Origin of the sequence: Mycobacterium sp. DL99 (genome assembly GCF_004762045.1) — a bacterium.
Taxonomy (GTDB): domain Bacteria; phylum Actinomycetota; class Actinomycetes; order Mycobacteriales; family Mycobacteriaceae; genus Mycobacterium.
In genome coordinates, this window is sequence record NZ_SJOM01000007.1 from 850553 (window position 1) to 863672 (window position 13120).

The following is a 13120-nucleotide window of genomic DNA, read 5'->3' on the forward strand; positions in this document are numbered from 1 at the left end:
CTTGACCCAGGCGCAGCGAGCCAGGATCGATTTTCCGTCCCGGATCGGGGTGTGGTGGGCCAGCGAAACCTGGTCGATGCCGGATGCGCAGGAGGTCGCCCGAGAGATCGAGGCACTCGGCTTCGGCTCGTTGTTCCTGCCCGAGGTCACCGGTAAGGAATGCCTGACGCAGTCGGCGGCTTTCCTGGCCGCGACTCAGCGTCTGGTGGTGGGCACCGGCATCGCCAACATTCACGTCCGGGTGCCCAGTGCGGCCGAGACCGGTGCGCGCACCCTCACCGCGCTGTACCCGGGCCGGTTCGTGCTCGGTCTCGGTGTCAGCCACGGGCCGTTGGTCGAACACGGTCTGGGTGGCGTCTATCAGAAACCACTGGCCACCATGCGCGACTATCTGGACCGGATGGCTGCGGTCCCCGAACAGATCGAGCCGGGCGTCGGCCGCCCGCCGCGGCTGCTGGCCGCGCTGGGCCCCAAGATGATCGAGTTGTCCGGCACCCATGCCGATGGCGCCCACCCGTACCTGGTGACGCCCGAGCAGACCCGCGTCACCCGCGACATCCTCGGCCCGGAGAAATGGATCGTCTCCGAACAGGCGGTGGCCATCGGATCAACCGATGACGATCAACTTCGCCGCGCGCACGCGCACCTGGATGTCTACAGCGGTCTGCCGAACTACCGGAACTCGTGGCTGCGTCAGGGTTTTGACGAGTCCGATCTGGTACGCGGCGGATCCGACCGGCTGGCCCGTGCCGTGGTCGGGATGGGATCGGTCGACAGTGCGGCCAAGGCGGTGACCGCTCATCTGGACGCCGGTGCCGATCACGTCGTGCTGCAGGTGCTCGGTGACAACCCGATGGCGGATCCGCGTCCGGCGCTCCGTGAACTGGCCCAGGCCTTCGGCCTGGGGTAGCCAATTGGCGCGAATGGCCAGTTATTGCACGCTGTCGGCGAAGAGCCGTGTAATAACTGGCCACTCGGCGTTCAGTCAGTCAGCTCCACAGGGTCACGTGGACCTTGGGCCGGAACCTGGTGACACCCACCCCTGTTCCCCGGATCATGGCCTGGGTGCAACGCGGGGTCGTGATGAACCGCACCAGTTCGGACACCGCCGGCTGACGGGCCGCCGCGGGCAGGGTCGAGGCAAACCACTCCCCGGCGATCTGCAGGCCCGGACCCTTGACCTGTGCAAGCCTGCCGCTGGTCAGGTCGGCGGCCACGGCGAACCCGATCGTCGGCATCACCCCGCCGACCCGGTGCACTTCCTCCAGTGCGGCCGCATCGCTCTGGAAGATTCGCTGCCGGGCCTCGGGGATCGCGAGGTGTCGCAACATGGTGGCGATCTCACCGTCGACGCTGCCGCCGGCCGGGCCGAGCGTCCATTGCTGGTCCCGCAACTGACCCGGGCTCGGCGACCGTCCGGCCAGCGGGCTGTCCGGGCTGGTCACCGTGATGATCTGGTACTTCAGGAATGCGCGCACGGCGAGCGTGGCGTCATCGCCCTCCGGTGGCGGGCCCAGCGCGATGTCGATCGCACGGGTGGCGATCAGGTCGGCGAAGCGGCTGGCCGGGTGGACACTCAGCTCGACCGAAAGGTCGTCGGCGCGTGAGGAGAACAGCTCGATGAGCCCCGGTGCCGCGTGTTCGGCGAACGCGCTGGATGCCGCGATGCGCAACAGCCGTCGACCGTGCGCAGCCTCGGTCACCTCGATGGCCGTCTGCTGCTGCAAGCCGAGGATCTCGACGGCGCGGCTTGCCAGGCGCAGGCCGCCCGGGGTGAAGGCCAGGCCGGCCGCGGTGCGGGTGAACAGCGGATCGTCGAGTTCCTTGCGCAGTTGGGCGACGTGCATCGAGATCCCGGCATCGGACATACCCAGTTCCTCGGCCGCGGCCCGCACCGAGCCCAGCCGGACGACCGCCGAAAACGCACGCAGCTGCGCGGGTGTCACGATTGAAGCCTAGAACGCGTCGAACGAAAGGGACGTGCGGTTGAGTCGCGCCGCAGGCGGTGCCGAGATCCTTGTAACGGAGTGGCCCGGCACGCTCTAGATTGAAACCGTGAGAGATGTGCTGAGCACCTTGTTAGCGGTGTGGCGTGCAGGTGACACCGCAGGTGTCGGGACTGTGGTGCGCACATTTCGGTCGGCACCGCGCCCTGCGGGTGCGGCGATGGTGGTCGCTCCCGACGGAACCGTCGCCGGGTCGGTGTCGGGCGGCTGCGTCGAGGGAGCGGTGTACGAACTGGCCACCGAGGTGATGGCGAGTGGCACCCCGGTGCTGCAGCGCTATGGGGTCAGTGACGACGACGCCTTCGAGGTCGGCCTCACGTGCGGCGGCATCCTCGACGTGTTCGTGGAACCGGTGTCGCAGAAGACGTTTCATCAGTTGAGTGCCATCGCCGAGGACATCGACGCGCACATACCGGTCGCGGTGGCCATGGTCATCGCCCATCCCGACGCGTCGTGGGTCGGCAGGCGGCTGGTGGTGCATCGAGACGCCTCGGACGGCTCGCTGGGGTCGCCGCGCGCGGACGCCGCGGTCACCGACGACGCCCGTGGGCTGCTGGCGGCGGGGCGCAGTGAGGTGCTGACCTATGGTCCCGACGGTCAGCGCCGGGGTGAGGGCATGGAGGTCTTCGTCGCGAGCCACGCCCCGCGGCCCCGGATGCTGGTGTTCGGCGCGATCGACTTCGCGGCAGCCGTCGCCCAGCAGGGCGCGTTCCTGGGTTACCGGGTTACGGTGTGCGACGCCCGCCCGGTGTTCGCCACCTCGGCGCGGTTCCCGACCGCCGACGAGGTGGTGGTGGACTGGCCGCACCGGTACCTGACCGCCCAGGCTGAGGCAGGCTCGATCGATGCCCGCACGGTGATCTGCGTGCTGACCCATGACCCCAAGTTCGACGTGCCCCTGCTCGAGGTGGCGCTGCGATTGCCCGCGGCCGCTTACATCGGCGCGATGGGATCGCGGCGAACCCACGAGGACCGGTTGGCCCGGCTGCGTGATGCCGGGCTCACCGAGGCCGAGCTGGCCAGGTTGTCCAGCCCGATCGGGCTGGACCTCGGCGGCCGGACCCCTGAGGAGACGGCGGTGTCCATCGCTGCCGAGATCATCGCCCAGCGCTGGGGAGGCGGCGGGCGACCGCTGGCCCAGACCGGCGGTCGTATCCACCATGAGCAGGGCGAACGCCGGGTGCTGCCGGCCAGTTAAGTAATCGCTTAACTGGCTGTTGACGCCCGCGTCAGCAGGGTGTGAGCTGGCTCACATGCAAGTTCCCGGCCCCTTTGAGTACGAACGCGCCACCAGCGTCGACCACGCGGTCGGACTGCTGGACCGGTTGGGCGAGGACGCCAGGATCGTCGCCGGCGGGCACAGCCTGCTGCCGATGATGAAACTGCGCATCGCCAACCCCGAGTATCTCGTCGACATCAACGACCTCGCCGCCGAGCTCGGCTATATCGTCGCCGATCCCACCCTGGTCCGCATCGGGGCGATGGCTCGGCACCGCCAGGTGCTGGAGTCCGATCGGTTGGCGGCGATGTGCCCGATCTTCCGTGACGCCGAACGGGTGATCGCCGACCCCGTCGTGCGCAATCGCGGCACCCTCGGCGGCTCGCTCTGCCAGGCCGACCCGGCCGAGGACCTGAGCACCGTATGCAGGGTCCTCTCGGCGGTATGCCTGGCCCACGGACCGGCCGGAGACCGGGAGATCCCCATCGACGACTTCCTCGTGGGGCCCTACGAGACCGCGCTGGCCCACAACGAGATGCTGATCGAGGTCCGGATCCCGGTGCGCCACCGCACCTCCAGCGCATACGCGAAAGTCGAACGCCGCGTGGGGGACTGGGCCGTCACCGCCGCCGGCGTCCAGGTCACGCTGGACAATGGTTCGATCGCGGCCGCCCGCGTCGGTCTGACCGCGGTGAACGCCGACTGGGACGCTCTCCGTGCATTATCGGACTCGTTGGTGGGCAGACCCCCCGTCGAGGAGACCTTCGCCGACGCGGGTGCGGCCGCCGCACAGGCCTGCGCCCCGGTCAGCGACATGCGCGGCAGCGCTGACTACAAGCGTCATCTGGCGTCCGAACTGACCATCCGCACGCTGCGCGCCTCCGTGGAGCGGGTACGCAACGCCCCTGCGCTGGAAGGGAATTAACCATGCAGGTCAACATGACGGTCAACGGCGAAGCGGTCAGCGCCGAGATCGAACCGCGGATGCTGCTGGTGCACTTCCTGCGCGACCAGTTGGGGCTGACCGGGACCCACTGGGGCTGCGACACGTCCAACTGCGGCACGTGTGTCGTCGATGTCGACGGCGAACCGGTGAAATCCTGCACCATGCTGGCGGCGATGGCCTCCGGGCATGCGATCCGCACGGTCGAGGGCATGGAGGTCGACGGCCATCTCGATCCGGTGCAGGAAGGGTTCATGCAGTGCCATGGACTGCAATGCGGGTTCTGCACCCCGGGCATGATGATCACCGCCCGCGCGCTGCTCGATCGCAACCCGGACCCGACCGAAGATGAGATCCGCGAGGCCATCTCGGGTCAGATCTGCCGCTGTACCGGCTACACCACGATCGTGCGATCCGTGTTGTGGGCCGCGCGGCACGCTCGCGAGGAGGCGAAGGCATGACGACGCTGGAGAACCCGGTCAGCCGACCCGAGGACACCGCAACCAACGACGCGAAACCCTGCGGTCACGGCCGGATGCTGCGCAAGGAGGACCCGCGATTCATCCGGGGCCGCGGCACCTACGTCGACGATGTCACGCTCCCCGGCATGCTGCATCTGGCCATTCTGCGCTCGCCATACGCGCACGCCAGGATCGCCGGCATCGATGTGACTGCGGCGCAGGCACATCCGAAGGTCCATGCAGTGGTCACCGGTGCCGACCTGGCCGAGAAGGGCCTGGCCTGGATGCCGACGCTGTCCAACGACGTACAGGCCGTGCTGGCCACCGACAAGGTCCGCTTCCAGGGACAGGAGGTGGCCTTCGTGGTCGCCGAGGATCGGTACTCGGCCCGGGATGCCCTGGAACTCATCGACGTCGACTACGACCCGCTGGACCCGGTGATCGACGCCCGTCACGCACTGGACGCGGACGCCCCGGTGATCCGCACCGACCTCGACGGCAAGACGGACAATCACTGCTTCGACTGGCAGACCGGGGATGCCGCGGCCACCGACGCGGCGTTCGCCAAAGCCGATGTGGTGGTCAAACAGGAGATCGTCTACCCGCGTGTGCACCCCGCACCGATGGAAACCTGCGGTGCGGTCGCCGATCTGGATCCCGTGACCGGCAAGCTCACCCTGTGGTGCACTTCCCAGGCCCCGCACGCGCACCGCACCTTGTACGCGCTCGTCGCCGGCCTACCCGAGCACAAGATCCGGGTGATCTCGCCGGACATCGGTGGCGGGTTCGGTAACAAGGTGCCGATCTATCCCGGCTACGTCTGTGCCATCGTCGGGTCACTGCTGCTGGGCAAGCCGGTCAAATGGATGGAGGACCGCAGCGAAAACCTCACCAGCACAGGGTTTGCGCGGGATTACATCATGGTCGGTGAGATCGCCGCGACCGCCGACGGCAAGATCCTGGCGATCCGGTCCAACGTGCTGGCCGACCACGGTGCCTTCAACGGCACCGCGGCCCCGGTGAAATACCCCGCGGGTTTCTTCGGCGTGTTCACCGGCAGCTACGACATCGAGGCGGCCTACTGCCACATGACCGCGGTGTACACCAACAAAGCGCCCGGCGGCGTGGCCTATGCCTGCTCGTTCCGCATCACCGAGGCGGTGTACTTCGTCGAGCGTCTGGTGGACTGCCTGGCCTATGAACTCAAGATGGATCCGGCGGAGCTGCGGCTGCGAAACCTGTTGAAACCCGAGCAGTTCCCGTACAAATCCAAGACCGGCTGGGTGTACGACTCCGGCGAGTACGAGAAGACGATGCGGCTCGCGATGGAGATGATCGGTTACGAGGGCCTGCGCGCCGAACAACGGGAGAAGCGCGAGCGTGGAGAACTCATGGGCATCGGCATGTCGTTCTTCACCGAGGCCGTGGGCGCCGGCCCGCGCAAGGACATGGACATCCTCGGTCTCGGCATGGCCGACGGCTGCGAACTGCGGGTGCACCCGACCGGAAAAGCTGTGGTGCGGTTGAGTGTTCAGACCCAGGGACAGGGCCACGAGACGACCTTCGCCCAGATCGTGGCCGAGGAACTGGGGATCCCGCCCGAGGACATCGATGTCGTGCACGGCGACACCGACCAGACCCCGTTCGGCCTGGGCACCTACGGCAGCCGGTCGACACCGGTGTCGGGCGCGGCGGCCGCGCTCGTCGCGCGCAAGGTCCGTGACAAGGCCAAGATCATCGCGTCCGGGATGCTGGAGGCCTCGGTCGCCGACCTGGAATGGGACAAGGGGAGCTTCCACGTCAGGGGCGATCCGACGGCGTCGGTCACCATCGCCGACATCGCGATGCGCGCCCACGGTGCGGGCGATCTTCCGGAGGGGATCGAGGGCGGTCTGGACGCCCAGATCTGTTACAACCCGGAGAATCTCACCTATCCCTACGGGGCGTACTTCTGCGTCGTCGACGTCGACCCGGGTACCGCCGTGGTCAAGGTGCGCCGGTTCCTCGCGGTCGATGACTGCGGCACCCGGATCAACCCGATGATCATCGAGGGGCAGGTGCACGGCGGTCTGGTCGACGGCATCGGCATGGCCTTGATGGAGATGATCGCCTTCGACGAAGACGGCAACTGCCTGGGCGGATCGTTGATGGACTACCTCATCCCCACCGCGATGGAGGTGCCGCACTTCGAGACCGGGCACACCGTCACCCCGTCGCCGCACCACCCGATCGGAGCCAAGGGCATCGGCGAGTCCGCGACGGTGGGCTCACCGCCCGCCGTGGTGAATGCCGTGGTGGATGCGTTGGCGCCGTTCGGGGTTCGGCACGCGGACATGCCGCTGACCCCGTCGCGGGTGTGGGAAGCCATGCAGGGGCGGGCCAGGCCGCCCATCTAGATGGAGTGCAGATGACTTTGAGTGAGCGCGTCGCGCAACTTCGCCGGGCACGAACGCCATTCGTGCATGCGACGGTGGTGCGCGCGCAGCAGCCCACCTCGGTACATTCCGGGGATGAGGCGATCCTGTTGGCCGACGGCACAATCGAGGGGTTCGTCGGCGGACATTGCGCTCAGAACTCGGTCCGCAAGGCAGCGCTGGGGGCGCTGCAGGTGGGCGAGAGTGTACTTCTGCGCGTGTTACCCGACGGCGATGTGCATTTCCCGGAGGCCCCGGGTGCCTGCGTGGTCGTCAATCCCTGTCTGTCCGGCGGCGCGTTGGAGATCTTCCTGGCGCCCGAGGTGCCCGCGCCGCTGGTACAGATCTTCGGTGGCACACCGATCGCCGACGCCATGGTCGAGCTGTGCGCGATCCTCGGCTATGAGGTGCGGCGGCTCGACGATCCCGGCTCCGACCCCGGGGATGCCACCGCCGTCGTGATCGCCAGTCTCGGTGGTCCCGAAGGCCAGGTGATCCGGGCCGCGCTGGACGCCGGGGTCGGCTACATCGGGCTGGTCGCCAGCCGGGTGCGCGGGGCGTCCATCCTGGACGGACTGGAATTGACGGAAGCCGAACGTGCCAGCGTGCACACCCCGGTCGGCCTGGCGATCGGCGCGAAAACCCCGGCCGAGATCGCTGTTTCGATCGTCGCCGAGGTCATCGAAGGCATCAGGGTCGGCGGGCTCCGCGGCGCATGAACACTGACCCGGTCTTCTCCTGCGTCGAGGATGTGGTGCGGCGGTTCGACGCCAGCGATTACCTGCTCGGTGAAGGCACCGCGACAGCCATCTATCTCGCCGTGACGATGGGACGCCCGCTGTTGCTGGAGGGCGAGCCGGGCGTCGGCAAGACCACCGCGGCCAAAACGCTGGCGGCCGTGTTGGATACCCCACTGGTCAGGCTGCAGTGTTACGAAGGGCTGACCACGAGCGAGGCCCTCTACGACTGGAACTACCAGCGCCAGCTGCTGTCCATCCGGTTGGCCGAAGCTCGCGGCGGCGAACAGCTCGACGAGGCACACCTCTACACCGAGGCCTACCTCATGGACCGGCCGATCCTGCAATGCGTGCGGCACCGCGGACCGCGGCCGCCGGTGCTGCTGGTCGACGAGATCGACCGGGCCGATGACGAATTCGAGGCGCTGCTGCTGGAGTTCCTCGGCGAGGCGGCGGTCACCGTGCCCGAGTTGGGTACCTTTGTCGCCGAGCGACCGCCCATCGTGGTGCTGACGTCGAACCGCAGCCGCGATCTGCACGATGCGTTGCGCCGTCGCTGCCTCTACCACTGGATCGAATACCCGCAGCGCGCCCACGCCGTCGCGATCGTCCGCCGCACGGTGCCCGGTGCCACCGACCCGCTCATCGAGCGGGCTGCCCAATTCGTCGGCGCAGCAAGGGATCTCGACCTCGACAAGCCGCCAGGTATCGCCGAGATCATCGACTGGGTGGCCGCCCTGGTGACATTGGGAGTCGGTGACCTGGTGGACCCCGCCGCATTGGAGACCCTCGGGGCCCTGGCCAAGACCCCCGACGACACGGGACTGCTCCGTGACGCACTGCTGGAACTGAGAGGAAGCGCCCTATGAAGATCGCCAACGAGTTCACCGTCAGCGTGCCCGTCGACGAGGCCTGGGACCTGCTCACCGACCTCGAGCAGGTGGTCCCCCTGATGCCGGGCGCACAGCTGACCGGTCACGAGGGCGAGGACACCTTGGGCAAGGTGAAGATCAAGGTCGGCCCGGTCACCAGTGAGTTCACCGGCAAGGTCCACTTCGTCGAGCAGAACCGCGACGAGCATCGGGCCGTCATCGATGCGTTGGGCAAGGAAGCGCGGGGTACCGGCAATGCCGCCGCCACCGTGACCGCCCGGTTGCACGACGCGGGGCAGGCCACCCGCGTCACCGTCGACACCGACCTCAAGGTCGTGGGCAAGCTCGCGCAGTTCGGCAGCGGCATGCTGCAGGACGTTTCGGAGAAACTGCTGGGCCAGTTCGTCGAGTCGCTGGAGGCCAAGCTCGCCGGCCAGAAAGCTCCGGTGAAGCCCGCCGACACGCCCGTAGCGGCCGCCACTCCCGAACCCCAGCCGATCGATCTGCTGGATCTGGCCGGCGGCAGCGCACTCAAGCGATATGGCCCGCGAGTCGCCGGTGCCTTTCTGCTTGCGGCCCTGGTGTTCACGATCGGCCGCCTGCGGATGGCCAGGCACGCTCGCCGGTGACGTCGTCCCTGCTACGCGGGGTCGACCTGGCGGCGTTCGCCGTCGCGCTGGTCGACCGGCTTCGCGTGGGCGGGTTGACGGTGTCCGCCGTCGGTCCCTCAACCCTGGTCCAGGCGATGCACGAGCTGGTGCCCGCTGCCCGGTCTCGGCTGTACTGGGCGGCGCGGCTCGCACTCGTCACCCGTGTCGAGGATCTGCCTGCCTTTGACGCCGTGTTCGACGCGGTTTTCGCCGACGCCGTGGTCGGCCTGGATCCGCCGGGTCTCAAGCGGTCGGCGTTGTCGTCGACCGCGCCCGCTCAGAACCCGAGGCCCGAGGACGGTGAGGCCATCGACGACGACGAATTGCCGTGGACGACCAGGCCGGCGTCCGTCGCCGCGGCGACCGGGGCGCCGGAGGGCAGTGCATTGCCCGAGCTGATGCCAAGCTGGATGGCCGCGCGGGCTGACGAACCGTTCGATCGGTTCGACACCGACGAACTGAGACGGATCGGAGCCTGGCTGGAAAGCACGGAAGCCCGCTGGCCGCACCGCCGTACGCTGCGGCGGCGCCGTCACCCGGCCGGCCGGCGCGTCGACCTCAGGGAAACCATCAGGGCCTCCCGGACCACCGGTTGGGAGCCGTTGCGGGTGGCCAGGACACTGGCCCGGCTCCGCCCCCGGCGGGTGGTGCTGGTGTGCGACGTCAGCGGATCGATGCAGCCGTATGCCGCGGTGTATCTGCATCTGATGCGCGCGGCGGCGGTCCACCGGCGGACCGGACCTGAGGTGTTCGCGTTCGCGACCACGCTCACCCGGCTCACCGCCGTGCTGTCGCACCGGTCTGCCGAGGTGTCGTTGGCCCGGGCCAACGAGAAGGTGGCCGACCGCTACGGCGGTACGCGCCTGGCCCGGTCGATCGGTGCGTTGTTGAGCGGTCCGCACGGTCATGCGTTGCGCGGTGCCGTGGTGGTGATCGCCTCCGACGGCTGGGATTCGGACCCGCCCGAACTACTGCGGCGCGAGATGGTCCGGTTGCGCCGGCGGGCACACCTGGTGGTGTGGCTCAACCCGCGGGCGGCGGCACCGGGATATGCGCCCCTGGCCGGGTCGATGGCGGCAGCCTTGCCGCTGTGCGATCACTTTCTACCGGCACACACGCTCACCGGCTTGCGGGAGGTCTTCGATGTACTCGGTGGTTAGACCTGCTCGGCGGACTTCTTCGCGGCGCGGCGGCGCTTGAACCACTCGATGAACATCGGTGCCACCGAGGCGACGACGATCAGGATGAAGATCGGCTCCAGCAGCTTCTGGATGATCTCGAACTGGCCCAGCCAGTAGCCGAGCAGCACGAGGCCGACGCCCCACACGATCGCGCCCAGGACGTTGAACGTCGTGAACACCGAATAACGCATCTTGGCGGCGCCGGCGACGATGGGTGCCAGGGTCCGCACGATCGGCACGAAACGGGCGATGACGATCGCGAACGGACCGCGCTGCTCGAAGAAGGCGTGGGCCTCGTCGAGGTACTTCTGCTTCAGAATCCGGGCGTCGGGCTTGAACATCTCGACACCGATGAACCGGCCGATGAAGTAGCCGACCTGGCCGCCGAGGATCGCCGCCACCGGGATGAACACCAGCAGTTGCCAGAGTTCGAAGTTGGCGTTGACCGCCGTTCCCTGGGCGGCAGTGCCTGCCGCGAGCATGCCCGCGACGAACAGCAACGAGTCACCCGGCAGGACTGGGAACAACACCCCGGACTCGACGAAGACGACGACCAGGATGCCCACCAGGGCCCAGGTGCCGAAGGATCCGATGAGGTGCACCGGATCCATGAAATCCGGCATGAGCGCCAGATTGGTCGTAGCCTCAGGGAGGGCGATGTCGATCACGACTCCCTAGGGTACCTGGGTCCCACCACCGGTCTTCACCTGCGACAACCCGCGACAAGATAGAAGGACAAGCCATGCCGATCGCCACGCCTGAGGTCTATGCCGAGATGCTGGGCCGGGCCAAGGAGCACTCCTTCGCATTCCCGGCCATCAACTGCACGTCGTCGGAAACGATCAACGCCGCCATCAAGGGTTTCGCCGACGCGGGCAGCGACGGCATCATCCAGTTCTCGACCGGTGGGGCGGAGTTCGGCTCCGGGCTCGGCGTCAAGGACATGGTGACGGGCGCCGTCGCGCTGGCGGAGTTCGCCCACGTGATCGCCGACAAGTACCCGATCACGGTGGCCCTGCACACCGATCACTGTCCGAAGGACAAGCTGGACACGTATGTGCGGCCGTTGCTGGCCATCTCCGCCGAGCGAGTCGCCGCCGGCCGCAATCCGTTGTTCCAGTCGCACATGTGGGACGGCTCGGCTGTCCCGATCGACGAGAACCTGACCATCGCCCAGGAGCTGCTGAAGCTCGCGGCGGCGGCCAAGATCATCCTCGAGGTCGAGATCGGCGTGGTCGGCGGTGAAGAGGACGGCGTCGAGGCCGAGATCAACGAGAAGCTCTACACCTCCTCGGAGGACTTCGAGAAGACCATCGACGCGCTCGGCGCCGGTGAGCAGGGGGCGTACCTGCTGGCCGCGACGTTCGGCAACGTGCACGGCGTGTACAAGCCCGGCAACGTGGTGCTCAAGCCCGACGTGCTGGCCGAGGGGCAGCGGGTGGCCGCCGCCAAGCTCGGATTGCCCAGTGATGCAAAGCCTTTCGACTTCGTCTTCCACGGCGGGTCGGGTTCGTTGAAGTCCGAGATCGAAGATTCCCTCAAATACGGTGTGGTGAAGATGAACGTCGACACCGACACCCAGTACGCCTTCACCCGTCCGCTGGCCGCGCACATGTTCACCAACTACGACGGGGTGCTCAAGGTCGACGGCGAGGTCGGCAACAAGAAGGTGTACGACCCGCGCAGCTACCTGAAGAAGGCCGAGGCGTCGATGTCCGAGCGCGTCATCGAGGCCTGCAACGACCTGCACAGCGCCGGGCGTAGCGTCACCGGCGGTTAGGTGGCCAGGCGGAGCCAGAGCTTGCGTCCGCGCAGCGTCACCCGATCAGGTCAACCGGTGGGCGCCTGGCAGATCTTCCACTGATTGTCGCGGAACTGGAGGTCGAAGCTGCGGGTGGATCGCGTTTGCGGGGCAAAGGCCATGAAGCTGGTGACGTTGGCTTCGGCGTGGTCGCCGTTGACGACCACCTGGTCGATGCTGGCCACCACGGGGTACTGCTTGGCGGCCTCCACCCGGGCGTGGGTTTCATCCCAGGCCTTCTGGTCGTATTTGACGTAGTTGTCGCGGGTGGTGCCGCAGGTGATCGACCGCAGGGCGGCCAGGTCGCCGCGCTGGATGGCTGAGTCGAAGTTCTGGATCGTCGTGCGGACGTCGTCGTCCTGGGAGGCGGCCGTCGACGATGTGCGGGTCAGCAGGACGGTGCCGAGTACTGCGATGGCTACCAGGGCCGCGATCACCAATATGACTGCGACCACCCACCCCCAGCTGCGGCGGGCAGCGGGCTGTGGCTCCTGATCTGGTTCTTCGCGCGGCGGAATGACTTGTGGGGCAGCACCTTTAGGCGCCTCGGCGGCGACGGTATCGCCCTCGTCGGGCGGCGCGAAGATCTCGGTCTCCGGGTCGGGAGGGGTGTCGATCTTCTGCGTGGACCCGTCGAATCCGGACGGTGCGGTGAATCGTCGCTCTTCGTTGAGGTGCACTTCCCCGGTGACTTCGTCGGCTGAGCCGAAAATCTCGGTGGCCGGTTCGGTCACCTCGGACATGTTCGGCAACTCGACCTTCTCGGTCGGTGTGTCGCTGTGGTCGGTGCGGTCCTCGTCAGGTCCCGTTGGGTTCGACATCCCTGGTGCGGTCCT

General features: G+C 67.7%; 13 protein-coding genes. 10 read left to right on the forward strand and 3 right to left on the reverse strand.

Going from position 1 to position 13120, the window contains the following annotated elements:
- Position 1 precedes the first annotated feature (1 nt).
- Complete coding sequence (locus tag EYZ64_RS04150) at positions 2–910, forward strand: LLM class F420-dependent oxidoreductase (RefSeq protein WP_135452062.1); 909 nt, start codon at positions 2–4, stop codon at positions 908–910.
- A 79-nt stretch (positions 911–989) separates the two neighbouring features.
- On the opposite strand, the gene EYZ64_RS04155 is transcribed toward EYZ64_RS04150, so the two are convergent.
- Positions 990–1946: a LysR family transcriptional regulator gene (locus tag EYZ64_RS04155; RefSeq protein ID WP_135452064.1), complete on the reverse strand. Its 957-nt coding sequence runs from the start codon at positions 1944–1946 to the stop codon at positions 990–992.
- Positions 1947–2055: 109 nt separating this feature from the next.
- On the opposite strand from EYZ64_RS04155, the gene EYZ64_RS04160 reads away from it, so the two are divergent.
- Genes EYZ64_RS04160 through EYZ64_RS04195 form a run of 8 tightly spaced genes read left to right on the forward strand, consistent with a single transcriptional unit; the run spans position 2056 to position 10462 of the window.
- Positions 2056–3204, forward strand: coding sequence for an XdhC family protein (locus EYZ64_RS04160; protein WP_135452066.1), 1149 nt, complete (start codon positions 2056–2058; stop codon positions 3202–3204).
- 55 nt (positions 3205–3259) lie between these two features.
- Positions 3260–4150 (forward strand): FAD binding domain-containing protein, encoded by an 891-nt coding sequence (locus tag EYZ64_RS04165; RefSeq protein ID WP_135452068.1) that lies wholly within the window; start codon positions 3260–3262, stop codon positions 4148–4150.
- 2 nt (positions 4151–4152) lie between these two features.
- Complete coding sequence (locus EYZ64_RS04170; RefSeq protein ID WP_135452070.1) at positions 4153–4629, forward strand: (2Fe-2S)-binding protein; 477 nt, start codon at positions 4153–4155, stop codon at positions 4627–4629.
- The gene (locus EYZ64_RS04175) at positions 4626–7025 is read left to right on the forward strand and encodes an aerobic carbon-monoxide dehydrogenase large subunit (protein ID WP_135452072.1); all 2400 of its coding nucleotides are present in this window, start codon (positions 4626–4628) and stop codon (positions 7023–7025) included. The genes EYZ64_RS04170 and EYZ64_RS04175 overlap by 4 nt, the downstream gene beginning before the upstream one ends.
- Positions 7026–7036: 11 nt before the next feature.
- Positions 7037–7762: an XdhC family protein gene (locus EYZ64_RS04180; protein ID WP_135452074.1), complete on the forward strand. Its 726-nt coding sequence runs from the start codon at positions 7037–7039 to the stop codon at positions 7760–7762.
- Complete coding sequence (locus EYZ64_RS04185) at positions 7759–8649, forward strand: AAA family ATPase (protein WP_135452076.1); 891 nt, start codon at positions 7759–7761, stop codon at positions 8647–8649. Before EYZ64_RS04180 ends, EYZ64_RS04185 begins: the two co-directional genes overlap by 4 nt.
- Positions 8646–9281 carry an SRPBCC family protein gene (locus tag EYZ64_RS04190; protein ID WP_135452078.1) on the forward strand — a complete coding sequence of 212 codons (636 nt, stop codon included), beginning with the start codon at positions 8646–8648 and terminating at the stop codon, positions 9279–9281. The genes EYZ64_RS04185 and EYZ64_RS04190 overlap by 4 nt, the downstream gene beginning before the upstream one ends.
- Positions 9278–10462: a vWA domain-containing protein gene (locus EYZ64_RS04195; RefSeq protein WP_135452080.1), complete on the forward strand. Its 1185-nt coding sequence runs from the start codon at positions 9278–9280 to the stop codon at positions 10460–10462. Before EYZ64_RS04190 ends, EYZ64_RS04195 begins: the two co-directional genes overlap by 4 nt.
- Here EYZ64_RS04195 and EYZ64_RS04200 read toward each other — a convergent pair.
- Positions 10459–11151, reverse strand: a complete 693-nt coding sequence (locus EYZ64_RS04200) for a DedA family protein (RefSeq protein ID WP_135452082.1) — start codon at positions 11149–11151, stop codon at positions 10459–10461. The two genes, EYZ64_RS04195 and EYZ64_RS04200, sit on opposite strands and share 4 nt — an antisense overlap.
- 74 nt (positions 11152–11225) lie before the next feature.
- Here EYZ64_RS04200 and fbaA point away from each other — a divergent pair, with 74 nt between their 5' ends.
- On the forward strand, positions 11226–12263 hold the full coding sequence (gene fbaA / locus EYZ64_RS04205; RefSeq protein ID WP_135452084.1) for a class II fructose-bisphosphate aldolase: 1038 nt from the start codon (positions 11226–11228) through the stop codon (positions 12261–12263).
- Positions 12264–12313: 50 nt separating this feature from the next.
- Here the strand turns inward: fbaA and EYZ64_RS04210 are convergent, their stop codons facing one another.
- Positions 12314–13105, reverse strand: coding sequence for an Rv0361 family membrane protein (locus EYZ64_RS04210; RefSeq protein WP_135452086.1), 792 nt, complete (start codon positions 13103–13105; stop codon positions 12314–12316).
- Between the last annotated feature and the right edge of the window lie 15 nt (positions 13106–13120).